Consider the following 24288-nt stretch of genomic DNA (forward strand, 5'->3'; position numbering starts at 1 on the left):
TTTCTCTAGTTAAAAGCGTTACGTTTAATTGCTAATAATTTTTTCAGCGGATATTTTAAAATTTTCTTAAAAGTAGCTTGCTGCTGCGAAGCTCTTGCGCCTTCTAAATTACTAGTTAAGACCGGATTTTCAATTGCCATCAAAGGACGAACCACTAAGATATCCAATCCCCATTGCTGCTCAAATAAAATAAAATCATCCGCTAACCAAAACGGTAATGCTCCCGTTGTTAAAAATTTTCTAGCACTGGATTTTTTGATTAAATAAGCAACCGTACCCGCATAATAATTTTTATAAGGATACGCCAAACGATAAGTCGTATTATCAATTGGCTTCATTTGCTGCTTAAAAGTAGTTGGGAATTCAATTTCCAACAACGGATCTTCAAAACTTAAAATTTTAGATTGACCGACCAAAATAATATCTGCCCTCAAATCTTGCTGAACCAACTTATCTAACGTGTACTGGAAACCTTGATTAAAAAGCGCATCATCTTCACATACCAAACAATATTCATGCTCAGTAATGCTTTCATCATTAATGATTTGTTGATACACGCCCAAATGACTAAATGTACAACCGACCTCGCCTTTGGTGGCTTTACGCTGATAACGCTGCTCAAATTTGGTTAAATCATATTTTTGTGCAAGTTCTTGCCATTCAAGCGACATCGTATTGATTGCATCAAATACTTGAAAATCCGCCGTATCCGGTTGAGAGAAAAACAGTTCACGGCGTGCGCTATCTTTTGCTAAAGAAATTAAATATTTTTTCATTTTTTAAATATCAACAATATTAATGCCAACTTGTTCAAACAAATTATAACAAGCCAAATACACAGGATTATTTAATTGAGGTCGAATTGAAACCACTTCAATATTCGGATGATTCATTACGTTCAATACCGCACCGCTAAAATAAGTATATATAATATATTTTTGTTCGTTCGCAGCTTGGTAAATATAATCCTCAAAAATTAAATCCGTATTGATGTATTCAACCCCAGTCAAGCGATAGCGTTCTCGAGGATGAGGTAGATACGCTGTAATCCCAAATTGTTGAATAACTCGCTCTGCTAACGCAATATTTTCCTTGGCATCATCAAAAAGTGGCTGGCCAAGTAACAACTTAATCGGTTCGTGCTGACAAGCGGTCTGATTTTGCGTTAATTTTGCAAAAGAAATTGCTTCAACATTCTCAATAATATTTGGTAAATTCGGATAAATCGTATAATGCTTACTCGATAATGCTCGCAAAGTTTGAGTGCTATAGCGGTTTCCTAATAAACAATTCACTATTTTACGCTTTAATGTTTTCGGCGAATCTTGATAATAAATACTATTCGGCACGATATTAGCAGTACCGTCATCAAATGTATGTAGTTGCTTAAAACTCACTGTACTACAAATCAATTGAACGAATTGATCATCAATACTTGCTACAAATAATTTTTCAACATTTAAATTTTTTACTTTTTGCTTAGCACGCAATAATGCGATTAATAAGTTCAGCTTGCCGGACTTTGGATAGCTAAATAAGAAAGCCTCTTTGCAAAACTTGCTAAATCGTACCCAATAATTCTGAAACTTATGATTATTATAAGATTCAAAAGTAAACATGATGCCGAAAAATTCCTGTTCTGGGTATTTCTGCATAATTTTTTCCGCCACAAGCACCTGTAAAGGTGTATGGCAAATAATTAAATTCATTAAGTTTCCGTTCTCACTCTTTTAGTCATGCTATATAAAATTGGCAGTAAACTTACTCCGCCAATAATACTCGCATAAGGCACATACTCAATTTTAGTCTTCGCTAACAATAATAAGCTGATTACATATACAACGGTAGATAATACCGAAGAAAGTGAAATAATTTTATTTTTTCCGTAATAAAAAAAATAATTCACCAAAATAAAATAGGGAACCGTTAACGAAGTTGATAATAAAAATAAGACAATAAAATACTTCGTGCCAATAAATTGATTCCCTAATAACCAAACTACTACGGACTCAGGAATCATCCACATAATTAATGAAGGAATTGGCACAAATAATAGTGAATAAGCTGCCCATTTATGCACCTTATTCAAAGTAATCGTTTTTTGTTTTAAGCCTTCATAAAAATAAGGAAGCGTCGCTTTATTTAATGCTTGTAATAAAATCATTAAAATTGCGGCAATTTGCGCTCCCATAGCATAAAGCCCCAAATCAAACTGGCTAAATTGATGGAAAATAAAAATTCTGTCCAGCTGTCCTTTTAAATAAAAGCTCGCTTGGTGTAACAACAGCGGCACACCAAACCCTAATAAATACATTAATCCAAGTTTATGCTGATGTAAGCTAAATCTTCTATGACTATTAATTTTTCTGGAATACAGAAAGTACGCTAAACAGAATACAATCAAATTACCAAACAAAATCGCTAAAATGCGTTTTTCAACTAGATCCGTTTGATAAAACTCCAACATCGCTACTGTCAAAATCACGGAGACAAAGCTCGTCAGTGATTGAATAACCATATAAGGAATCGCTTGTTTTTGACATTGGCGAACACTCAACTGTACCGCTAAAAACGATTGAAATACCGCAGAGATAGCTAAGTAAGCAATGATTTCAGCCTCAAAATACCAACAAATAGCCAAAATAATCGAGCCGACCAAGGTCGTATAGGCATATCCAGTTGAGACAACTAAATTAAGCGAACGTTTTCCATAAAAATAAAAATAACGTGCAACTGCGCCTTCCTGACTTAACCCGACTAAGATAAGAAAAAGCACAAGGTAAGTCTGATAATATGACAATTCACCATAGCCCTGCACCCCTAACTTACGAGATAAATAGGGTAATAATAAAAAAGGAACGGCTTTTGAAATCAATTCACCGCCAAGGTAAATAACACTATCTTTTACAGCTTTCATAGTTTGAAAAAAATAAAGAAAATTAACCGCTTGTAAGGCAAACAAGCGGTTCAATTTTTAAGGAAGATCGTAAAAAGCTTTCGGTTGATCTTTTTCAACGTCATTCAAAAAGTGTTTAATCACTTTATAAGCTTTTTCCATCGCATTTTCTTGATAATAAGGATTTGTCATCTGCGGCAAACACTGTTGAAAATCTACTGAGATTAATTGCTCAATGCCGGCTTTAATCGCTTCGGTGGTCGTTTCCACGCCAATCACCGTTTCGCCACGAAAACGTCCTTGCTGACGGTTGCCGATATTTACCGTGCCGACACCACAACTTGGCGCTTCCAATAAACCGGATGAGCTATTGCCAATTAAGCCTTTCGAATATTTAATCAATGCTAGATATTCTTCCGGTTTCACTGAAGTGAAGAAGCAATAGCCGTTCTGTGCCGTATAAGTTTCAAAACGATTGAAGATTTGATCCGCACTGGTATCCGAATTCGAGCCGATAAACACAAATTGATAGCGACCTTTAAACTGATCTAACGCAGCTAATAATTGCTCCACTTGCTCTAACACCGGTTGCTCGGTGAGCGTTTCCGGATGGAATACAACCATAAAGTAGTCACTGGTCGGAATTTGGCGAGTTTCAATTAATTGCGCTCGGCTTGGTAAAGTGAGTAATAAGCTGTTTTCTGCGCCTAATGAACCTACGTTATGTACATATTTCGGATCTTCACCCAACTGAATCACACGCTTTTTATATTCTTCGGTTGCAGTTAAATGCAGCTTTGACATTTTAGTAATGCAATGACGAATAAATTCATCATAATTACCGAGTGTTTGTTCACCACCGTGTAAATGAATCAACGGAATATTGTGCATTGCCGCTGCCGTTGCCACCGCCAGCATTTCATAGCGATCACCTAACACCATCACTGCATCATATTTGTGTTGCTGAAAATGCGCCCCGAAATGATCTAAACATTCCGCCATCGAATGAATAATCGTTTGGTTATTTTCAGCATTGAGTGTAAGCGGAATACGTTCGGCAATCTCGAAGCCGTCTTGTTCGATAACCGTCACCGTACTACCGTACTGGGCGTCTAGGTGCATTGCAGTCGCCACCAATGAGAAATCCAATTCCGGATCATCATTTAATTTTTTTAGTAGGCGTTTTACGATACCATACTCGGCTCTTGAACCTGTTATATACGCAATTCGTTTCATTACTTGATCTCTTGTTCCAAAATAGCGGTCAATTTTTCATAGCCTTTTGCATTTAAGTGCAAGCCATCCGTAGTAAATTCCATCACAAGTTTGCCGTATTGGTCACAAAATGCTTGGTATAAATCTATCCAAATCACATTGGTTAATGACGCTTTTAGTAATTGATTCAGTGCGATAATTTTCTCGTTACTACGTTCCGCTCTAAAAGCAACCGGAGTAATTTCTAAAAAGTAAATATTGATATCCGAGCGAATCGCTTTGAGCTTAGCAATCAAATCTTGAATGGCACGACAAATAGACTCATTCGTCTCACCATCGCGAGTCAAGTCATTTGTGCCTAACATCACAATAACATCGTTACCCAATGTTTTAATTATGCCTTTATCAATAATTTCAGCTAAATATTCTTTCGCAGAAATACCAGAAAAACCGAGGTTACACACACTTTTGCCGTTTAGCGATTGAAGCTGCCATTGGTCTAAAATCGAATGTCCGACTAGGGTAATGTCCGTATTTTGTGTAAATAGCTCTTTTTTACTTAGAATACGAATACGGATGCGATCCAACTGTAATTTTTCTTGCTGGCGTTGCTGCATAATGAAGTAGAAATATTCGAAGTCCTTACGATCATCAATATCAATAGAAACATCCTTATCCATAAAATAAGCCAATGATTTCACACCATAGAAATGTTTCTGCTCAAGATAAGCGGTCGGTTTTGCAATAAAAATTGCACCGTTCGGCGAATATTCCGGATGATACTGCTGACGAGCGTAATTGGAATAATCCAATTGGAAATGTTTCAAACTTTCATCTTCTTCAATCGGGCGAGTTAATGTGGTCGGCTTATGCGCATCAGAGACCGACACACAAAAATCAAAATGTTCAAACTGCGCTTCAAACTTAGCACAAGCGTCTTGAATATGCTGTGCGGTACGAAGCGGCGAGGTCGGTTGCAATAATACGAAGTAATCAAATGCGGTCGATTGATATTGTTGTAATACATCTTCAATAACCACAAATGAGCTAGCTTTATCGCCGGCTAAATGTGGCGCACGTTTGATAAATTCAATCGGATAATGTGCAAGCAAATCAATATATTCTTGCGAGTCTGTACTCACAATAATTTTGTCAAATTCGCCAGACTCAATCGCCGCTTCAATCGAATACGCCATTAATGGTTTACCTTCGACCAATAACACATTTTTATTCGGCAATCCTTTTGAACCGGAACGTGCCGTGATAATTGCAATTTTTTTCATAAATTTGACCGCTTATAAACTGAAAATGCCCCCAAATGGGGGCAAGAATTACATTTGGTTTTCAAAACGACTGTCGGCAATCAGCTGATCTTCTTCAAAATCCTGTTGCGCTTCTTTACCTAATACCTCATACCAGAACATCGGGCTAATACCATTGCCCGGGCGTTTGGTGGTAATGTTATCGGTAGTAAAAATTTCGCCTTTTTTGATTGGGCGAGCGGCAATAATTGATTTACGCGCCACGATTTTGTTTTTCGCTTCTGAATTGGTTACGATTTTTTCTGAAGAACCGAGCGATTTTTCTACCGCGCGAATCCCTTCACATAATAATTTTAATTCTTCCGGCGTGACCGAAGCTTTATGGTCCGGGCCTTCAAAGTTTTTATCTAACGTAAAATGTTTCTCAATGAAAGTAATACCGTAAGGCACTGCCGCAAGCCCTGCAAAGTAACCTGCAGAATGGTCTGAGAAACCTAAACTGTATTCGCCGAATTCCTGTTTTAATTGATGGAACGCATTTAAGTTCACATCTTCATAAGGGGTCGGATATTCGGTATTGCAGTGTAAAATGGTGATGTCTTTTTTCGCTATCCCATTATCTTCCAAAACTTTAAGTGATTGTTTTGTCTCTTCAATTATTGCCATACCGGTTGAAATCACAATAGTTTTACCTTCAATCGGTAAACGTGCAATTTTTTCTAAATACGGTAAGTTGGTTAATTCGCCTGACGGAATTTTCCATACTTTTTGTTGTTGGCTAGCTAAGAAATCAATCGACTCAAAATCGAACGGTGTTGAAAATACTTCTAAGCCTAATGAACGTGCGTAAGCTTCTAATTTCACAAATTCATTATAAGGTAATTCCAGTTTACGGGTCATCTCTAACTGAGAATCCGCCGTACCGGTCGTGACTTTTTGATATTCCGCTTTTGGCGCATATTTTGAAATTAATTTATCCGCCTTGAAGGTTTGGAATTTTACCGCATCCACCCCACATTCTTTCGCCACATCCACCATTTTTTTCGCTAATGCAGGGTCACCATTATGGTTACAACCGATTTCTGCCACGATAAATACTTTACTCATTTAATTTGCTTCCTATAGAGACTTTTCTTAATGATTATGTTCTTTAATAAATTTAGCCGGTACACCCGCCACCACCGTACGGGGTTCGACATTACGAATCACCACCGCACCGGAGCCAACCATCGCTTTTTCACCGATACGTAGCTGACCATTCACCACAGACGAGCTGCCGACAAAGGCATAATCTTCGACAATCACATCACCGTTTAGTGTCGTATTGGTCGAAATATTGCAGTGATTGCCGATAAAACAACCATGTTCAACCAAGGCTTTTGTGTTGATAACCACGTTATCACCAACCGTTACCCCCGCATTCACAATTGCCATTTTGCCGACAAATACGCCTTTCCCCAGTTGAGAACGATTGGACACAATTGCGGTTTTATCTATCACATTCACAATTTCGCAGCCCAACTGAGTTAACGCTAAAAATTTTTCGAGACGATGCTCGTTATTGCCAATACTAATGAAATAGCAATATTGATCTCGCTGTTCAAATTCTTGGATCGTATGTGCCAGAATCGGATAGCCTAAATGCGAACAACCGGTTGGTTTAAAATTATCAATAAACCCACAAAATTCGAACTGTTGCTCATCTAACGAGTCTAAAACAGACTTGGCGTAACCGCCGGCACCTATTAGTACAATTTTTTTTCTCATCGTATCTTTCACTCAAAGAGAAATAGAATGTGCATTTTAGCAATAAATCGTAGAAAATACGCAAAATATTTATTTATCGGGAGCAACAATGTTTTTTCTAACCAAACTGCTGACATCAATTATCTTACCGCCGTTTAGCATTGCGCTACTTTGGATCCTTTCTCTGATACTCGCACGTTTTCACTACAAAAAATTAAGCCGTTTCCTAGCCGCATTCGGCATCATCGTCTTGTATCTGATCAGCACTCCTCTTGTTGCAACCAAGCTCAGTGATTCATTAGTAACCAATGATAATTTAACTCTTGATGATTACCGCTCTGCTCAAGCGATTGTGGTATTAAGCGGTGGTATGCGGGACAGCCAAGAATTATTCGGTAGCATTGCAACCGGCGATTCCACTCTTGATCGTATGCGCTATGGGGCTTTTTTAACCAAAGAAACCTCACTGCCGATTTTGGTGACCGGAAGCAGTCCGAACGGCAATTCCGAAGCGGCAATGATGGCAAAAGAATTTGAACAATTCTTCCAAGTAAAAGCAAAATGGTTGGAAGAAAAAGCGAAAACCACCAAAGAAAATGCGCAATTTTCTCGTGAAATGTTAGCTAAAGAAGGCATCAATAAAATTGTTTTGGTCACGAATCAATGGCATATGAAACGTGCAAAAATGTTGTTTGAAAAACAAGGTTTTGAAGTGTTACCGGCAAGTACCGGTGCAGGCGTTACACCGGAAGATTACTACAATTATTTCTATTATCTTCCGCAAGCCGGAGCATTGAGCAGTGTGATGATTTCACTGAAAGAATGGATGGGCTACCTAAAAGAATCCCTCTAACTTTACATCACAAGCGGTCCGATTTTCGTATGAATCCGCTGTTAGCCTATTTCTTGCGGATCAATATCTAAGGTTAAACGAATATTGTTTTGTAAGCCTAAATTGGCTTTATCCAAATCAAATTGATCGATCAACTGCTGTAATACGCCTCTTGAGCGATGTTGAATTAATAACAGCCAGCGATAATGCCCTGCTTTTTTTGCCATCGGTGCGGAAAAAGGCGGTAGAAGCTGGATATCCTGAAAACCGAGTTCCGTACATTTTTGCTGAAAATAAGCGGTCAAATTTTGCAAAAGATTTACCACTTGTTGATTGTCTTTACCGGTTGCCCGTAACAACACTTGCGCAGCAAACGGCGGCAACCCCATCACTTTACGCATTTTTAACGCTTCTTGTGCAAACGCCAAATACCCTTGTTCTAACAAAGTCTTGAGCAACGGATGCTCCGGATAATGCGTTTGTAACACCACTTCGCCCTGCTTTTCCGCCCGTCCGGCACGTCCTGCTACTTGCACATAAAGCTGTGCCAAACGTTCTTCCGCACGGAAGTCGGTCGAAAACAGTGCCGAATCTACATTCACTATCGCCACTAAAGTTACATTCGGAAAATGATGTCCTTTCGCTAGCATTTGCGTGCCAATCAAAATTTGGCTTTTGCCTTCTCGGATATCATTTAAGTGATTTTCCAATGCTCCTTTACGAGCGGTGGAATCTCGGTCGATACGGCTAATTTGGTAAGTTGGGAATTGCTCACTTAACACTTGCTCCAACTGCTCCGTCCCCACTCCGGTGGTAATCAGATTGGTTGAGCCGCAATGTCCGCACTGGCGAGGAATCACTCGCTGTGAAGAACAGTGATGACAGCGCAAAATTTTCTGTTTCTGATGATAAGTGTAAGGCTTTTCACAAGCGTCACATTCACACATCCAGCCACACTCGTGACAAAGTAAAACCGGCGCAAAGCCGCGACGATTTAAAAACAACATCACCTGATTGCCTTGCTCCAAATGCTGTTTCATCATCGCTAATAAGCGGTCGGAAAGTCCGGCGGTAATTCGCTGTGTTTTTAAATCAATCAGCTGTTGTTTCGCTTGTTGAGCATTACCGGCACGGGCAGTTAAAGATAATTCAATAAACTTGCCGTTTTGAGCATTTTGCACGCTTTCTAAGCTTGGAGTTGCAGATCCTAAAATGATCGGAATATGTAAATTTTTTGCTCGTAAAATCGCTAGATCTCTCGCATGATAACGCCAGCCGTCTTGTTGTTTGAAGGAACTATCATGCTCTTCATCAATAATGATTAAGCCCAATTTCTCAAACTGGCTGAACAATGCCGAACGAGTGCCAATCACAATCGCACTTTCACCGTTTTTTGCTCGCAACCAAGCATTCAAGCGTTCGGTTTCATTCATATTCGAATGTAATACATCAATTTCAACATTAAAACGGGCTTTAAATCGTTGTACCGTTTGCGGGGTCAGTCCGATTTCCGGCACTAACACCAACACTTGCTCGCCTCGCTTTAATACTTCTTCTATCACCTGTAGATATACTTCGGTTTTACCCGAACCGGTCACACCATTTAATAAAAAGGTTTCAAAACCGTTCTGTACTGTTAAACGGCTAACGACCAAGGTTTGCTGTTTATTTAATACCAGTCGATTCTGCAAGTTTACAAGCGGTCGATTTTGCAATTTTTTTTGCCAATGTTGCGGCTCAAACGGCACATTAACCGGTTCGATATAGTTTTTTTCCAATAGCCCTTTCCAAGCCGATTGGCTACAATCGGTCGGTTTTTCAAAAAAATTTGCAATTTCTGCCAGTTCCGCCAGTAAATCTTGTTGTTTTTTTGCCCGTTTGTTCTCACCCGAGAGCAATGCCGCACGTCCTGCCTCAGTAACCGCAAAGTAATCCGGTTGCGATCTTTCGGTGCTATCGCCGTTACGTAATTTCACCGGCAAAGCATTGATCGCCACTTCACCGATAGGCGCGTGATAATAACGAGCCGCCCAACGAAGTAGTGTCCAAATTTCCTCGTCAAAGATCGGTTCTAAATCTAATACCGCTTTAATCGGTTTGAGCTTATCTTCAGGCACATCGCTTGTTTCAGGGAAATCTACCGCCACGCCGATTTTCGTTTGATTACCGAAAGGCACTGCAACACGCACGCCCTTTACCGCTGACAAAAACGGTGGCAGTAAATAATCAAAATAACGATGTAACGGCACGGGCAATGCCACTCTAACTAGCTTCGACATAATCTATAAAAATGAAAGGACAATAGCTTATTATCTATTGTCCTCGGAGGTTTTGCAAAAAATCATAAAAATTTAACCGCTTGTTATTCTGGCTTAAAAGCACATTCAATCACTTGCGTGCCAATCTAAAGTTATCAATGGTTAATAAACTAATCGCCAAGGCTAAGCAAATCATTAACAGATAGGATTTGGAATCCAATACTTCACCAATCATAAACGAAATGCAGAGCATTACTAACGGTTCGACATAACCGAGCAAACCAGGCACATTGACCGGTAACAAATTGCTAGAGGCAATATATAAAATAAACGCCGCACCGTTGACTAAGCCGAACAGAGCCAAGAAGTAATAAATATACTGATTGTCAGCAATAATCAGCTGCATATCGGCTTGAGCAATAAAATAACCGGCAAACGGCATTACTAACAGCAACTCAACGAAAAAGGTGGCAAGCGTATTAATACCGAAATAGCGGCGTAGCGTAATGTATAGCGGATAGCCGACACCGGCGACAATGGTCGTCCACGAAAACGAACCGGTCAGCCAAATATTCGAAGTCACACCTAGTACAGCAAAACCGAGGGACAACCATTTCAATAGAGTAAAATGTTCTTTAAACACAATTTTACCTAATGCCACCGCCACAATCGGCATTAATAAATAGCCCATTGAAACTTCCAAGGCTTTGCCACTATTCGGCGCCCATAAGAAAAGCCACATCTGCGAACCGACAATCGCAGAGGTAAGCAAGAGAACCAAAATTAAATGCGGTTTTTGTTTTAAACGCTTTGCAAAAGCAACAAATTCAGCTTGTTTTTTTAAGACAAAAAGGGCAAACAACAGAAATGGTAAGGTCACTACCATACGAATACCGAACAAACTCTCGCCGGAAAGGCGACGTAACAATGTTGCAAGATAATACATTCCGCCGAATAATGCGGAAGCGGAAAGCGAATAAATAATACCGAGTTGCATAATAGATAAAAATAATCTGCCCCAAGGACGGGGCAGAGAAAAGATTAAGATTGTTTATACGTTTTTAAGAAATTTGCAAGACGACCTAAGGCTTCTTCAATTTGATGCGCATAAGGCAAGGTTACGACACGGAAGTGATCCGGCTTATGCCAGTTAAAACCGGAGCCTTGTACGAGTAACACTTTTTCTGCTTGTAATAAGTCGTAAATAAATTTCGCATCGTCTTTAATACCATACATTTCCGTGTCAATTTTCGGGAACATATAAAGCGCACCTTTTGCTTTCACACAAGAAATCCCCGGAATTTGTACCAACAACTCATACATTTTGTCTCGTTGTTCTAACAAGCGCCCGCCCGGTAACACGAACTCATCAATACTTTGGTAACCACCTAATGCCGTTTGAATTGCGTGTTGCATTGGTGTGTTGGCACATAAACGCATTGAAGACAACATACCCAGCCCCTCAATAAACCCTTTCGCATGGTTTTTCGGCCCACTTAATACCATCCAACCTTGACGGAAACCGGCAACACGATAAGCTTTCGATAAGCCGTTATACGTTACACATAATAAATCCGGCGCAAGTGCTGCGATATGGTGATGCACCGCACCGTCATAAATAATCTTTTCATAGATCTCATCAGCAAAAATAATCAGATTGTGCTGACGAGCTATTTCGGCAATATCTAATAAAACAGAACGACTATAAACCGCACCGGTCGGATTATTCGGGTTAATCACCAAAATGGCTTTGGTGCGAGGTGTGATTTTCGCTTTAATATCTTCAATATCCGGAAACCACTCGTTTTCTTCATCACACAGATAATGTACCGCTTTACCGCCGGCAAGGGTTGATGCTGCCGTCCAAAGCGGATAATCCGGCATCGGAATTAAAATTTCATCACCGTCATTCAACAACGATTGCATCGACATAGTAATTAATTCCGATACACCGTTACCGATATAAACGTCATTCACATCTACGCCACGAATCCCTTTTGATTGATAATATTGAACAACTGCTTTACGCGCCGAATATAAGCCTTTTGAATCACAATAGCCTTGTGCTTTCGGTAAATTGTGAATCACATCAACTAAAATTTCATCTGGTGCTTCAAAACCGAATGGTGCCGGGTTACCAATATTCAATTTTAAAATTTTATGCCCTTCTTCCTCAAGGCGAATCGCCTCTTTATGAATCGGCCCACGGATATCATATCGAACTTGTGCTAATTTATCTGATTTAGGGAAACGTTCCATTGTGTTTGTCCTGTTATGTTTTAGGTAAATTGGTTGTTTATTGTAGAAAATTGTTCAACTTTACTCTGATTTGGTAGGAATTTAAAGAGGAAATAAGCTAAAATAACCACCTCTTTTTACAATAGCTAAAAACTAGCGGTTAAATTCTTTAGAAATTTTGCAAATGTCTATTTTTAATCAATTAAAACAACAACTTAGCAAACAGCCTACGGAAAACAAAACACACTTCGGTTTGATTGAATATCAAGCCTCCGTGCCTTTTTCTGAAGAAAACGTTGCTTTATTGAACTGGTTAAAGGCGCAGGAACATTATCCGCATTTTTTTTGGCAGGCTCGAGACACTGATCAGACCATTGCCAGTATCGGTACCGCAAAATCATTTTCCAGCCTTGAAGAAGCACAGCAATTTGTAAAACAAACACAGCTTGGTTTAGTCGGCGGCATTCAATTTGAAGGCGATTGCCAATTTATTTTACCCCGCTTGCAATTAGTAAAAAATCAGCAAAATCTGACCGCTTATTTCTATTTGAACGAAGCTGAATTAGCCCAACAAGCGGTTATTTTTGAACAATTTTTTGCAAATTTCACCCAAACCTTACCACTTGAATTAACGGAAAATAATCTCCTTTCTCAGACTTCCGTTTACGATTTTGATGGCTGGCGACAAAATATTGAGCGAGCCATTAGTCATATTCAACAACACAAATTTAATAAAGTGGTACTGGCAAATGCCAAAACATTGCAATTTGAACATGAGCTGTCTGCTTATGATTTACTTGCAGCAAGTCAAACCACTAATTTAGGTTGTTATCATTTTATTTGGGCGGGAAATGCAAAATCTGCTTTTGTCGGATCAAGCCCGGAACGTTTATATCACCGAAAAGCTGCTCAATTTAATACGGAAGCACTAGCAGGGACTGCACCGGTAACCGAAAGTGCGATACAAACCGAACTAAATGCGGAATGGTTACTTACTGATCCTAAAAACATCTATGAAAATCAATTGGTTGTGGATGATATTCAGATACATCTGGAAGATTGCACAACGGAAATTACTGTTAGCCAAGCTGAAATTAAACGCCTACGCAATGTGCAACATTTACGCCGTAAAATCTCTGCGCAGCTAAAACCGAATATGAGTGATGCAGATTGCCTTGCTCGTATTCATCCGACTGCAGCGGTTGCCGGCTTGCCTCGCCAAGCTGCAAAACAATTTATTGCCGAATATGAGCAGTTCTCACGCTGTTGGTATGCCGGTACATTAGGCTATTTACAACCGGACGAGGCGGAATTTTGCGTTGCTTTGCGTTCTGCGCAAATTGAACAAAACTGCATTACTCTCTATGCCGGCGCAGGTATCGTTGAAGAATCGGAACCGCAATCGGAATGGCAAGAAATTGAACGTAAGTCATTGGCGTTAGCCAAATTACTAAAAGTCGATTAAGCAAAACAAAAAATGGAAGGTATAACCCTGCCATTTGTTTTATCCGGCTAAGCCGATAAATAACGCCAATAATAATGGTGCAACCAAATTCACAATAAAGCCGAAACTGATTGCCAGCGGCACAACTTGCGTACCGCCCGATTTTTGAATCACCGGCAACATACAATCTAATGATGTCGCTCCACCTAATCCGACTGCGGTAGAAGGAAAGGCTCGCATAAAAAACGGAATGGTAAATAAGCAGAAGATTTCACGGGAAAGATCGTTAAAGAAAGCAATACTGCCGTATATTGGCCCCCAAGCATCATTCACCAATACGCTAGATAATGAGTACCAACCGAATGCCGAAGCAAAAGTGAGCCCTTGCACAATGCTTAAATCCAGAGATAAAGCGGCAATAACCCCACCAACAAGGCTACTAACAATCATCACTAAAGAAGTATAAATGCCTCGTTTGTTAAAAAACACTTCTCGCAGAGGAATCCCACTATTACGTAACTGAATACCAACACCGAAGATCATCACTTCTAACACATAAGTACTGGCGTGTAATGGAAAATCTAATGTGCCCTTCGTCACAAAACCGACTACACCACCGGCAATGGTGGCGCCGATTAATTTACACGAATCCATTAGCATTACCCAACGAGAAGGGATTTCTTGCGGATTCACTTCTTCACGAACCATCGGTTGCCATTTATCGTAAATCGTTAAACCGATAATATTCGAAAATTGAATAATTAAGCTCAAACCAAGTGCAATCCCACCGATTTGTGGCAGCTTGCTACCAATATCATCTAATTGCCCGAGCGAGATCCCCATCACAAATAAAATCAAATATAAACAAATATTTACGACCTGATTAACAACCTGTAATTTGCCTTTACCGACTTTAAATAAATAGCCTAAAAACAAGGGAATCAGCACTATCGCCAAACCGTATAACATTTCATCTTCCTTATCATTATTTATTTTTTGAGTTGAAATTTTAACGGTAACCACATAAAATAAAACTGTTTTTATATACAGTTAATTGTAAATTATCAAGATACTATGGCAACACAACGCAAAATCATTCACATCGACATGGACTGCTTTTATGCTGCGATTGAAATGCGAGAAAATCCGGCGTTAATCGGCAAACCTGTTGCCGTTGGAGGTTCTGTAGAAGGGCGAGGTGTATTGACTACTTGTAATTACGAAGCCAGAAAATTCGGATTACACAGTGCAATGCCAACCGCACAAGCGTTAAAACGTTGCCCGAATCTGATTCTAGTGCCGGTAAATATGCCGTTATACAAAACGGTTTCCGAACAGATTCATCAAATATTTCGCCGTTATACTGATATTATTGAACCACTTTCATTAGACGAAGCTTATTTAGATGTGACGGATTGTCAGCAATGCTCCGGCTCTGCCACTTGGATTGCCCAAGAAATTCGAGCAGCAATTTGGCACGAATTACATTTAACCGCCTCCGCCGGCATTGCCCCGCTCAAATTTTTGGCAAAAATCGCTTCGGATCAAAACAAGCCTAATGGACAATTTGTCATTTCTCCGGAAAATATGACCGCTTTTATTTATGATTTGCCGTTAAAAAAGATCCCAGGTGTCGGAAAGGTAACTAATGAAAAATTAGCACAACTGGGGTTACATACTTGTGGCGATATTCAGCACAGCGATAAAGCTTTTATTTACAAGACATTTGGCAAATTCGGGCAACGACTTTGGGACTTCAGCCACGCAATTGATAACCGAAAAATCGAAGTTAATCGCCCTCGTAAATCTTTAGCGGTCGAAAATACACTCCCGACTGATATTTGGCATTTATCGGAAGCGGAGCAAATTGTAGATGAGCTATTTAAGAAACTGGTTTTTCGGCTACAACGAAATTGGGGCAAACGTTCATTACAAGAGTTTAAAAAATTAGCAATCAAACTAAAGTTCGGCGATTTTACGCAAACCACCTTGGAACGAACCACTGACGGACTTTCGCTCGAGCGTTTTATCGAATTACTTCAACAAGTTTGGCAACGGACGAATCATCGTTCGGTACGCTTAATCGGGCTTTCAGTGCATTACCCGACGAAAAAAGTTAAAAAACAGTTAAATTTATGGGAATAATTGTTGCTAAAGGATTGAATTCTTATAAAATTGCCCCATTTAATGACCAGTTTTTCCTCACTCTTTTTTGGAGATTTATCTATCTATGGCAAAAAGAATTGTCTTATTTTTATTAACTAACTTAGCGATTACCTTCGTACTTGGTATTGTGTTAAATATCATTTTCCAAGTAACCGGTATTCAAGGCGGTAGCACTGCAGGTATTTTAGTGATGTCGCTTTTATTTGGTTTCGCGGGTTCTTTAATCTCATTATTTATGTCAAAAAGTATGGCATTACGTTCCGTTGGCGCAGAAGTTATTCAACAACCTCGTAACCATGCAGAACAATGGTTATTTGATACGGTACAACGTCAATCACAGCAAGCAGGTATTCCAATGCCGGATATTGCGATTTATCACTCTGCCGATGTAAACGCATTTGCAACCGGTGCAACGAAAAGTAATTCGTTAGTGGCGGTAAGTACCGGTTTATTGGACAATATGACCGAAGATGAAGCCGAAGCTGTGGTAGCACATGAAATCGCACACATTGCAAACGGCGATATGGTAACGATGACCTTACTACAAGGTGTATTGAATACCTTTGTTATCTTCTTATCTCGCATTATTTCCACCGCAGTTGCAAGCGGTAAAGATGAAAACGGTAATAACACTCAAAATACCTTGGTTTTCTGGATTGTGGATATCGCTTTACAAATGATCTTTGGTGTAATCGCAACCATGATTGCGATGTGGTTCTCACGTTACCGTGAATACCGTGCGGACGCAGGTTCGGCACAATTAGTCGGCAAAGAGAAAATGATTGCGGCGCTACAACGTTTGCAACACGTACATGAGCCACAAGAAATGGAAGGTTCTCTTGCAGCATTTATGATTAACGGCGTACGTTCTAAAGAATTATTTATGAGTCACCCACCACTTGAAAAACGTATCGAAGCGTTAAGAAACTTATAATCGACAAGCGGTCTGATTTTGCAAAAAAATCACAAGAACAGACCGCTTTTTTATTACGATTAAAATTTAAAATATAAAAGGATAAAGCATAAAAAGCAGCAGCAAATAGCGCACTAACTTTCCTAATGTAATGAAAAATACCGTTTGCCAAATATTCAATCTGAGCCAGCCTGCCATACCACATAATACATCGCCAATAACCGGTAAGCTCGTCAGAAGAAGCGCAAATACACCATATTTTTCACATAAAGACAGTGCTAATCTTGCGGAACGATGTTGCAAATTAACCGGCTTAGGAATTAATAGTCCCATCGCATAAGTGATGATACTGCCGAGGCTATTGCCTAATGTGGCAATCAAAACTAACCACATCATACTTGCAGAAAAAATCGTTTGTTCCACCAATAAATTTTTTGATGCTAATGCAGTAAAAATCAATTCGGAATTACCAGGCAAAACCGTAGCGCTTAAAAAGGCACTGAGGAACATTGAGATTAATTGGTTTTCTTCAGAGAAGAAAAAACTAAGTAATGAAGTAAAATAATCTATCATGTTGATTTGTAATATTTTTGTTAAGAAAATGATCGATGTATTTTAACGAAAATTTTCATTTAAGTTTCAATTTGATTTACATCAAAATTCGCTTTTGATTTACCTCAATATAATGGCAATTTTATTTTGAGTATTGCATTAACAGGTCTATAATTCTCAACAATTTCTGTAATTTTTCAAATTTATATTTAAGGATTATAAATGTTCTCACCTGCTGAAATGGCAAAAATCGCTGAAGACGGTGCAGTCTATAAGGCAACTAAACATCAATTATATTCTTTTATCTCGGCAATTTTAGCAGGTGGTTTCATCGCGCTTGCTTTTGTCTTTTATACCACAACACAAACCAGTGCGGCAGATGTACCGTGGGGAATAGCAAAACTCGTCGGAGGTACCGTTTTCTCTTTAGGCGTGATCCTATGCGTAGTATTCGGTGCGGAATTATTTACTTCATCAACCTTAACTGCCGTTGCGAAAGCAACACATCGTATTACTTGGTTCCAAATGTTTAGAAACTGGTTCATTGTATATGGCGGTAACTTTGTCGGTGGCTTGAGTATGGTTGTGCTTATTTGGCTTTCAGGTCAAATTATGGCGGCAAACGGTCAATGGGGATTAACCATTCTTAAAACGGCACAACACAAAATTCATCATACTTGGATGGAAGCTTTTACCTTAGGTATTTTATGTAACATTATGGTTTGTCTTGCGGTATGGATGGCAAATGCCGGTAAAAGTCTAACAGACAAAGCATTTATTATGATTATGCCGATTGCATTATTCGTGTCATCAGGCTTTGAGCACTGTGTTGCAAATATGTTTATGATCCCGATGGGTATGATGATTTCACAAGTTGCATCACCTGAATTCTGGACAGCGATTAATGTCGATCCGGCACAATACGCAGACTTAGATTTATATCATTTTATTGTTAAGAATCTTATTCCGGTAACATTAGGAAATATTGTCGGGGGAGTGTTCTTCATCGGCTTAGTACAATGGTTCTTATACATTCGTAAACACTAATAAAATTTCGATTTAAGCGGTTTAATTTGTGTAACTTTTTGCAAAAAAGACCGCTTGTAAAACTTAATTTACTAACAAACAGAGGACTTAAAATGACTCAACTAACTGAAGCTCAACAAAAAGCATGGGCAGGGTTTACTGGTGGCGACTGGCAAACTGAAGTAAACGTACGTGATTTTATCCAAAAAAACTATACTCCATATGAAGGCGACGAGTCTTTCTTAGCTGGCGCAACAGCTGCGACAACTAAGTTATGGGAAGAAGTGATGGAAAAAATCAAAGTTGAGAACAAAACTCACGAACCGTACGATATTGATTGCGAAACTCCATCAACAATTACTTCTCACAAGGCAGGTTATATCGATCAAGCTTTAGAGAAAATTGTAGGTCTTCAAACTGATGCGCCATTAAAACGTGCGATTATCCCGTTTGGTGGTATCAAAATGGTTAAAGGTTCTTGCGAAGTTTATCGTCGTACCTTAAACCCTGAAGTAGAAAAAATCTTTACTGAATATCGTAAAACACATAACCAAGGTGTATTCGATGTTTATACTCCGGATATTTTACGTTGCCGTAAATCAGGTGTAATTACTGGTCTTCCGGATGCTTACGGTCGTGGTCGTATTATCGGTGACTACCGTCGTTTAGCAATATACGGTGCGGATTTCTTAATGAAAGACAAGCAAAAACAATTTGCTTCATTACAACCTCGTTTAGAAGCGGGTGAAGATATCCAAGCAACAATCCAATTACGTGAAGAAATCGCAGAACAACACCGTGCATTAGGTCAAATCAAACAAATGGCTGCATCATACGGTTTTGACGTTTCTCGTCCGGCTGAAACAGCACAAGAAGCGGTTCAATGGACTTACTTCGCATACCTTGCTGCAGTTAAATCACAAAACGGTGCAGCAATGTCATTCGGTCGTGTATCTTCATTCTTAGATATCTATATCGAACGTGACTTAAAAGCAGGAAAAATCACAGAAGAAGAAGCGCAAGAGTTAATCGACCATTTAGTAATGAAATTACGTATGGTTCGTTTCTTACGTACACCTGAATACGATCAATTATTCTCAGGCGACCCAATGTGGGCAACTGAAACTTTAGCAGGTATGGGCTTAGACGGTCGTACATTAGTAACCAAAAACAGCTTCCGTATCTTAAATACGCTTTACACAATGGGTCCATCACCAGAGCCAAACTTAACTATCCTTTGGTCTGAACAATTACCGGACGGTTTCAAACGTTATTGTGCAAAAGTATCAATCGATACTTCATCAGTACAATATGAAAACGATGACTTAATGCGTCCTGATTTCGATAACGATGACTATGCAATCGCATGTTGCGTATCGCCAATGGTTGTGGGTAAACAAATGCAATTCTTCGGTGCGCGTGCAAACTTAGCGAAAACAATGTTATACGCAATCAACGGTGGTATCGATGAGAAATCTGGTGCACAAGTTGGTCCAAAAACTTCACCAATTACAGACGAATATCTAAACTTCGACGATGTAATGGATCGTATGGATCACTTCATGGATTGGTTAGCAACACAATATGTGACTGCATTAAATATCATCCACTTCATGCACGATAAATACAGCTATGAAGCGGCATTAATGGCATTCCACGATCGTGATGTATTCCGTACAATGGCATGTGGTATCGCAGGCCTTTCTGTTGCGGCGGACTCATTATCTGCAATCAAATATGCGAAAGTTAAACCGATTCGTGGTGACATCAAAGATAAAGATGGTAATGTAGTAGCTTCAAACGTAGCGTTAGACTTCGAAATTGAAGGCGAATATCCACAATTCGGTAACAACGATAACCGTGTAGACGAAATCGCTTGTGACTTAGTTGAACGTTTCATGAAGAAAATTCAAACACACAAAACTTACCGCAATGCGACTCCGACACAGTCAGTTCTTACTATCACTTCTAACGTGGTTTACGGTAAGAAAACTGGTAATACGCCTGATGGTCGTCGTGCTGGTGCTCCGTTCGGTCCAGGTGCAAACCCAATGCACGGTCGTGACCAAAAAGGTGCGGTTGCATCATTAACTTCTGTTGCAAAACTTCCGTTTGCTTATGCGAAAGACGGTATTTCATATACTTTCTCAATCGTACCAAACGCATTAGGTAAAGATTACGAAGCACAAAAACGTAACCTTGCGGGCTTAATGGACGGTTACTTCCACCACGAAGCAACTGTTGAGGGTGGTCAACACTTAAACGTAAACGTATTAAACCGTAAAACATTATTAGATGCGGTTGAGCATCCAGAGAAATATCCACAATTAACCATTCGTGTATCTGGTTATGCGGTACGTTTCAACTCTTTAACTAAAGAGCAACAAATGGACGTAATCACACGTACATTTACTGAATCAATGTAATCACTCACATTGAGTTCTTTAAGCGGTCAGATTTTGCAAAATTTTTGCGGAATCTGACCGCTTCTTTATTGATATTCTGTTAAAATAACGAAAACGAATTTATTATTTTATTAATCGAAGGAATCATATATGTCTATTGCTCGTTACCATTCATATGAATCTTGCGGTACTGTTGATGGTCCGGGAATTCGCTTCATTCTATTTTTACAAGGTTGTCTAATGCGTTGTAAATATTGCCACAACCGTGATACATGGGATCTTGATGGCGGTAAAGAAATCAGTGTCGAATATTTGATGAAAGAAGTGGTAACCTATAAACACTTTATGAAAGCGACTGGCGGCGGCGTAACTGCATCTGGTGGCGAAGCTGTATTACAAATGGAATTTGTGCGAGATTGGTTTAGAGCGTGTAAAGTGGAAGGTATTGATACTTGTTTGGATACCAATGGTTTTGTTCGTCACTATAGTCCGGTAGTTGATGAAATGCTTGAAGTGACTGATTTAGTGATGCTCGACTTAAAGCAACTAAATGATGAAATCCACCAAGATTTAATCGGTGTATCGAATAAACGTACGCTTGATTTTGCTCGCTATCTACAAAAATTAAATAAACGTACTTGGGTTCGTTATGTTGTTGTACCGGGTTATACCGATGATGATGATTCCGCACATCGCTTAGGGCAATTTATCCAAGGTATGCAAAATATCGAAAAAGTCGAACTGTTGCCATATCACCGCTTAGGCGCACATAAGTGGGAAACGCTTGGTTATAAATATGAATTAGACGGTGTATTGCCACCGCCAAAAGAAGATCTTGAACGTATTCAAAAAATTATTGAAAGCTACGGACATACCGTGAAATTCTAACCCCATTACATAAGAATAAAAAAATCCACAAGGTACGATTAAATATACTTTGGGGATTTTATTTACTCTAAAAGTTTTATTAGAAAGTCACATTCATACCAAGCATCGCATTTCTACCCATTTGTGGAATATGAGGTAAATAAGACACATGCTGATGGATTTTCTGATTTAGCAAGTTATCCATTTTTAGGAATACTTGATATTCCATCTGATTCAACACTTTATTGTAAGTTAAACCGACATTCACTTGATGAGAGCTCGGTGTTGCTTTTTCATATTTCGACACGTTATTCTGAGTAAACACTCGATAATATTCCAACATCCCCGACCAATTCTGATTGAAATCAGCATTAAATCTTGCTCCTAAACGTAATGGAGGCACACGTGGTGCTGAAATATCAGGTTGCGTTTCCCAGCCTGAAACCTGTCCTCTTTTGGCACCAAAAATGTAATAGCCTTTTGGAATATCAGGAAGATCAGTTAATTTACCACGAACATAATCACCAAATACGGCAAGACGATAGTTCGGCGTAAAGAGATAACCAATCTCGCCTTCTACCCCACTAAAACGTGCTTTCCCTTGGTAATAACGGTTTACTTTTAAATTATATTCGTCAGTCAAAGATTTCGGACCACGGTTATCATTCAGCGTAAGTGGATAAATATAATTATCGTAATGAGTGTGATAAATATTGAATTTATAATCCCACTTCTCTCCCATATAAGCTAAAGCTAACTCAATATGATTTGAACGCTCTTTATTTAGGTTTTTATTACCAGCTTCAAAAGCATTCAGTGCAATATGTTTACCGTGCGCATATAGCTCTTGAGCATTTGGTAAACGTTCCTGATGGGAAGTCTTTAAAGTCAGTTTATGATCCGGAGCAAAAAACCAATTGGTTGCAAAACTATAAGGGTAACCGGTTTCCTTATGCGGTTCCAGATTGGCATTGGCGTATTAAAGCCTAACCATTGATCAATTAACTTAACATCATAATCCATTGAAATTTTTTGGCGCTCAATACGGCTACTGACTTCAAATGAAAAGTCGCCGAGATTTAATCGCTCAATACCAAATACACTAAATTGCTTGGTTTTCGGATTATTCAATAGTTGTTGCTTATTCACGACACGGGCAGCTTCTAATGATAAAGCACTGGTCTGTAAATGAGAATATTGTGCTCCAATCGCCCCTTTTAACCCATTCCATTCTGAATGCACTAATTCGAGACGTAGATTTTTTCCTTTATTTTTAAAGTAATTCTCTATTCTATTGCCATCTTTTTCATCATGAAAATAATCAACGTAATTCGCAGTGACTTTTAGTGATTCAATGCCCTTTAGCGGATTCTTTAATTCCCCGTCAAGATCATAGCGTTTGGAGTGCATATCAATCCAAGGCTTACCATGTGGGTGATCTTGCATACCATACTGAGAACCGCGGGGAATATGCGTATGATCTAAACGAAGTCCCGGATTGTTATAATCAATATCACTTTCTTCAGCTAAATGCGGATAAAAGCGGAGATAACCTTTCTCAAACATCACACCTTGGCGGATAATACTAATTGTATAATGATCATATTGAAGCGTATGCCCAACTAAACCATATTTATTACGTTGATCCGTGTAAGCCACACCTAAATGCCCTTTCTCACCAATCCAAGAAAGTCCAACTGTTCCCGATTGAGACTGAAGATCACTATCCGGTACCCGATGATAAGGTTTACCTTCAATGGTGAATTTCGGCGCATAATATTCGGAAGCTTTGTTATATAACCCTTGTAAACATAAGGCGAAATTATTACCTAATGCAAAAGTAGAACCGACATAAGTTAAACGTTCTTTATTCGCAGAACTAAAACGTACACCGGCTTGCCCTTCATATCCTTTTTCCGGTACAGCACTTAGAATTTTCTCATCAACCACATTAATCAGTCCGGCATTATTTCCCGCGCTGTAAAGTAAGGTTGTAGGTCCTCGTAAAATTTCAATACGTTTTGCAAGCAAAGAATCTACGGTAACCGCATGATCGGGAGATAGCTCTGACATATCGAAGATTTCTCCGTTATTTTGCAAAATTTTTGCACGTTTGCGTTCTTGACCTCGAATAACAGATGCACTTGCTCCACCACCGAATTGGCTGGAATGAATCCCCAACTCACCTGATAATGCATTACCTAATGTCGCTCCTCGTTGTTTTAGTATTTGGCTATCTACCACTTTTTCATTGATATTTAGACCATCTCCTAACAAATTACCTTTCGTATCTGGCGCATTACCTTCAACAATAATCATATCTAGAGTTTCTTCTGACGCAGATAGCGTATTTGAGATTAAAAGCAATAAACTCAACGCCAAACTATTTTTTTTCATTTTATTCAACCTAAAACCATAAAAAAATTAAGGATGTAAATTTACTTTAAAACACACTAATTTGGGGATAG

General features: G+C 39.2%; 21 protein-coding genes. 7 read left to right on the plus strand and 14 right to left on the minus strand.

Going from position 1 to position 24288, the window contains the following annotated elements; translation table 11 throughout:
* Positions 1-5 precede the first annotated feature (5 nt).
* Genes HMPREF0027_RS08760 through HMPREF0027_RS08790 form a run of 7 tightly spaced genes read right to left on the minus strand, consistent with a single transcriptional unit; the run spans position 6 to position 7140 of the window.
* Positions 6-776 carry a glycosyltransferase family 25 protein gene (locus HMPREF0027_RS08760; protein WP_005624338.1) on the minus strand — a complete coding sequence of 257 codons (771 nt, stop codon included), beginning with the start codon at positions 774-776 and terminating at the stop codon, positions 6-8.
* Positions 777-779: 3 nt separating this feature from the next.
* Entirely contained in the window at positions 780-1709 is a 930-nt protein-coding gene (locus tag HMPREF0027_RS08765; RefSeq protein WP_005624339.1) for a glycosyltransferase family 52, read from the minus strand.
* On the minus strand, positions 1709-2917 hold the full coding sequence (locus HMPREF0027_RS08770) for a flippase (RefSeq protein ID WP_005624341.1): 1209 nt from the start codon (positions 2915-2917) through the stop codon (positions 1709-1711). The genes HMPREF0027_RS08765 and HMPREF0027_RS08770 overlap by 1 nt, the downstream gene beginning before the upstream one ends.
* Before the next feature lie 57 nt (positions 2918-2974).
* On the minus strand, positions 2975-4132 hold the full coding sequence (gene neuC, locus HMPREF0027_RS08775) for a UDP-N-acetylglucosamine 2-epimerase (protein WP_005624348.1): 1158 nt from the start codon (positions 4130-4132) through the stop codon (positions 2975-2977).
* Positions 4132-5394: a cytidylyltransferase domain-containing protein gene (locus HMPREF0027_RS08780; protein ID WP_005624349.1), complete on the minus strand. Its 1263-nt coding sequence runs from the start codon at positions 5392-5394 to the stop codon at positions 4132-4134. Before HMPREF0027_RS08780 ends, neuC begins: the two co-directional genes overlap by 1 nt.
* A gap of 48 nt (positions 5395-5442) precedes the next feature.
* The gene (gene neuB / locus HMPREF0027_RS08785) at positions 5443-6480 is read right to left on the minus strand and encodes an N-acetylneuraminate synthase (RefSeq protein ID WP_005624350.1); all 1038 of its coding nucleotides are present in this window, start codon (positions 6478-6480) and stop codon (positions 5443-5445) included.
* A 27-nt stretch (positions 6481-6507) separates the two neighbouring features.
* Positions 6508-7140, minus strand: a complete 633-nt coding sequence (locus HMPREF0027_RS08790; protein WP_005624353.1) for an acetyltransferase — start codon at positions 7138-7140, stop codon at positions 6508-6510.
* A gap of 88 nt (positions 7141-7228) precedes the next feature.
* Here HMPREF0027_RS08790 and HMPREF0027_RS08795 point away from each other — a divergent pair, with 88 nt between their 5' ends.
* Entirely contained in the window at positions 7229-7972 is a 744-nt protein-coding gene (locus HMPREF0027_RS08795) for a YdcF family protein (RefSeq protein WP_005624355.1), read from the plus strand.
* Between the two features lie 41 nt (positions 7973-8013).
* Here the strand turns inward: HMPREF0027_RS08795 and priA are convergent, their stop codons facing one another.
* From priA to HMPREF0027_RS08810, 3 genes are all read right to left on the minus strand, one after another.
* Entirely contained in the window at positions 8014-10230 is a 2217-nt protein-coding gene (gene priA, locus HMPREF0027_RS08800) for a primosomal protein N' (RefSeq protein ID WP_005624357.1), read from the minus strand.
* 109 nt (positions 10231-10339) lie between these two features.
* Positions 10340-11206, minus strand: a complete 867-nt coding sequence (rarD, locus tag HMPREF0027_RS08805; protein ID WP_005624358.1) for an EamA family transporter RarD — start codon at positions 11204-11206, stop codon at positions 10340-10342.
* A 44-nt stretch (positions 11207-11250) separates the two neighbouring features.
* The gene (locus HMPREF0027_RS08810; RefSeq protein ID WP_005624360.1) at positions 11251-12468 is read right to left on the minus strand and encodes a pyridoxal phosphate-dependent aminotransferase; all 1218 of its coding nucleotides are present in this window, start codon (positions 12466-12468) and stop codon (positions 11251-11253) included.
* Between the two features lie 163 nt (positions 12469-12631).
* On the opposite strand from HMPREF0027_RS08810, the gene HMPREF0027_RS08815 reads away from it, so the two are divergent.
* Positions 12632-13912, plus strand: a complete 1281-nt coding sequence (locus HMPREF0027_RS08815; RefSeq protein WP_005624362.1) for an isochorismate synthase — start codon at positions 12632-12634, stop codon at positions 13910-13912.
* Positions 13913-13951: 39 nt separating this feature from the next.
* Here HMPREF0027_RS08815 and HMPREF0027_RS08820 read toward each other — a convergent pair whose 3' ends face one another.
* Entirely contained in the window at positions 13952-14860 is a 909-nt protein-coding gene (locus HMPREF0027_RS08820; RefSeq protein ID WP_044024489.1) for a LysO family transporter, read from the minus strand.
* A 105-nt stretch (positions 14861-14965) separates the two neighbouring features.
* On the opposite strand from HMPREF0027_RS08820, the gene dinB reads away from it, so the two are divergent.
* Entirely contained in the window at positions 14966-16036 is a 1071-nt protein-coding gene (gene dinB, locus HMPREF0027_RS08825) for a DNA polymerase IV (RefSeq protein ID WP_005624366.1), read from the plus strand.
* Between the two features lie 85 nt (positions 16037-16121).
* Positions 16122-16991: a protease HtpX gene (gene htpX, locus HMPREF0027_RS08830; protein ID WP_005624368.1), complete on the plus strand. Its 870-nt coding sequence runs from the start codon at positions 16122-16124 to the stop codon at positions 16989-16991.
* 66 nt (positions 16992-17057) lie between these two features.
* Here htpX and HMPREF0027_RS08835 read toward each other — a convergent pair whose 3' ends face one another.
* The gene (locus HMPREF0027_RS08835) at positions 17058-17543 is read right to left on the minus strand and encodes a YqaA family protein (protein ID WP_005624370.1); all 486 of its coding nucleotides are present in this window, start codon (positions 17541-17543) and stop codon (positions 17058-17060) included.
* Positions 17544-17744: 201 nt separating this feature from the next.
* Here HMPREF0027_RS08835 and focA point away from each other — a divergent pair, with 201 nt between their 5' ends.
* From focA to pflA, 3 genes are all read left to right on the plus strand, one after another.
* A complete protein-coding gene (gene focA / locus HMPREF0027_RS08840; RefSeq protein WP_005624372.1) occupies positions 17745-18569 on the plus strand; it encodes a formate transporter FocA in 825 nt (274 codons plus the stop codon).
* A gap of 92 nt (positions 18570-18661) precedes the next feature.
* Positions 18662-20974, plus strand: a complete 2313-nt coding sequence (gene pflB, locus HMPREF0027_RS08845; RefSeq protein ID WP_005624374.1) for a formate C-acetyltransferase — start codon at positions 18662-18664, stop codon at positions 20972-20974.
* Positions 20975-21103: 129 nt separating this feature from the next.
* Positions 21104-21841 (plus strand): pyruvate formate lyase 1-activating protein, encoded by a 738-nt coding sequence (pflA, locus tag HMPREF0027_RS08850; RefSeq protein WP_005624376.1) that lies wholly within the window; start codon positions 21104-21106, stop codon positions 21839-21841.
* A 79-nt stretch (positions 21842-21920) separates the two neighbouring features.
* Here the strand turns inward: pflA and HMPREF0027_RS12730 are convergent, their stop codons facing one another.
* Positions 21921-22784, minus strand: coding sequence for a TonB-dependent receptor domain-containing protein (locus HMPREF0027_RS12730; protein ID WP_338029193.1), 864 nt, complete (start codon positions 22782-22784; stop codon positions 21921-21923).
* Positions 22709-24217: a TonB-dependent receptor plug domain-containing protein gene (locus tag HMPREF0027_RS08855; RefSeq protein ID WP_005624380.1), complete on the minus strand. Its 1509-nt coding sequence runs from the start codon at positions 24215-24217 to the stop codon at positions 22709-22711. Before HMPREF0027_RS08855 ends, HMPREF0027_RS12730 begins: the two co-directional genes overlap by 76 nt.
* Positions 24218-24288 lie beyond the last annotated feature (71 nt).

Source organism: Actinobacillus ureae ATCC 25976 (genome assembly GCF_000188255.1).
Taxonomy (GTDB): Bacteria; Pseudomonadota; Gammaproteobacteria; order Enterobacterales; family Pasteurellaceae; genus Actinobacillus; species Actinobacillus ureae.

Coding starts and splice junctions, on each gene's coding strand:
- dinB (WP_005624366.1), top strand. CDS start 14,966: ATGGCAACACAACGCAAAATCATTCACATCGACATGGACTGCTTTTAT.
- HMPREF0027_RS08770 (WP_005624341.1), bottom strand. CDS start 2,917: ATGAAAGCTGTAAAAGATAGTGTTATTTACCTTGGCGGTGAATTGATT.
- focA (WP_005624372.1), top strand. CDS start 17,745: ATGTTCTCACCTGCTGAAATGGCAAAAATCGCTGAAGACGGTGCAGTC.
- priA (WP_005624357.1), bottom strand. CDS start 10,230: ATGTCGAAGCTAGTTAGAGTGGCATTGCCCGTGCCGTTACATCGTTAT.
- HMPREF0027_RS08815 (WP_005624362.1), top strand. CDS start 12,632: ATGTCTATTTTTAATCAATTAAAACAACAACTTAGCAAACAGCCTACG.
- HMPREF0027_RS08780 (WP_005624349.1), bottom strand. CDS start 5,394: ATGAAAAAAATTGCAATTATCACGGCACGTTCCGGTTCAAAAGGATTG.
- HMPREF0027_RS08795 (WP_005624355.1), top strand. CDS start 7,229: ATGTTTTTTCTAACCAAACTGCTGACATCAATTATCTTACCGCCGTTT.
- rarD (WP_005624358.1), bottom strand. CDS start 11,206: ATGCAACTCGGTATTATTTATTCGCTTTCCGCTTCCGCATTATTCGGC.
- pflA (WP_005624376.1), top strand. CDS start 21,104: ATGTCTATTGCTCGTTACCATTCATATGAATCTTGCGGTACTGTTGAT.
- HMPREF0027_RS08855 (WP_005624380.1), bottom strand. CDS start 24,217: ATGAAAAAAAATAGTTTGGCGTTGAGTTTATTGCTTTTAATCTCAAAT.
- neuB (WP_005624350.1), bottom strand. CDS start 6,480: ATGAGTAAAGTATTTATCGTGGCAGAAATCGGTTGTAACCATAATGGT.
- neuC (WP_005624348.1), bottom strand. CDS start 4,132: ATGAAACGAATTGCGTATATAACAGGTTCAAGAGCCGAGTATGGTATC.
- HMPREF0027_RS08820 (WP_044024489.1), bottom strand. CDS start 14,860: ATGTTATACGGTTTGGCGATAGTGCTGATTCCCTTGTTTTTAGGCTAT.
- HMPREF0027_RS08760 (WP_005624338.1), bottom strand. CDS start 776: ATGAAAAAATATTTAATTTCTTTAGCAAAAGATAGCGCACGCCGTGAA.
- HMPREF0027_RS08835 (WP_005624370.1), bottom strand. CDS start 17,543: ATGATAGATTATTTTACTTCATTACTTAGTTTTTTCTTCTCTGAAGAA.
- htpX (WP_005624368.1), top strand. CDS start 16,122: ATGGCAAAAAGAATTGTCTTATTTTTATTAACTAACTTAGCGATTACC.
- HMPREF0027_RS08790 (WP_005624353.1), bottom strand. CDS start 7,140: ATGAGAAAAAAAATTGTACTAATAGGTGCCGGCGGTTACGCCAAGTCT.
- HMPREF0027_RS08765 (WP_005624339.1), bottom strand. CDS start 1,709: ATGAATTTAATTATTTGCCATACACCTTTACAGGTGCTTGTGGCGGAA.
- HMPREF0027_RS08810 (WP_005624360.1), bottom strand. CDS start 12,468: ATGGAACGTTTCCCTAAATCAGATAAATTAGCACAAGTTCGATATGAT.
- pflB (WP_005624374.1), top strand. CDS start 18,662: ATGACTCAACTAACTGAAGCTCAACAAAAAGCATGGGCAGGGTTTACT.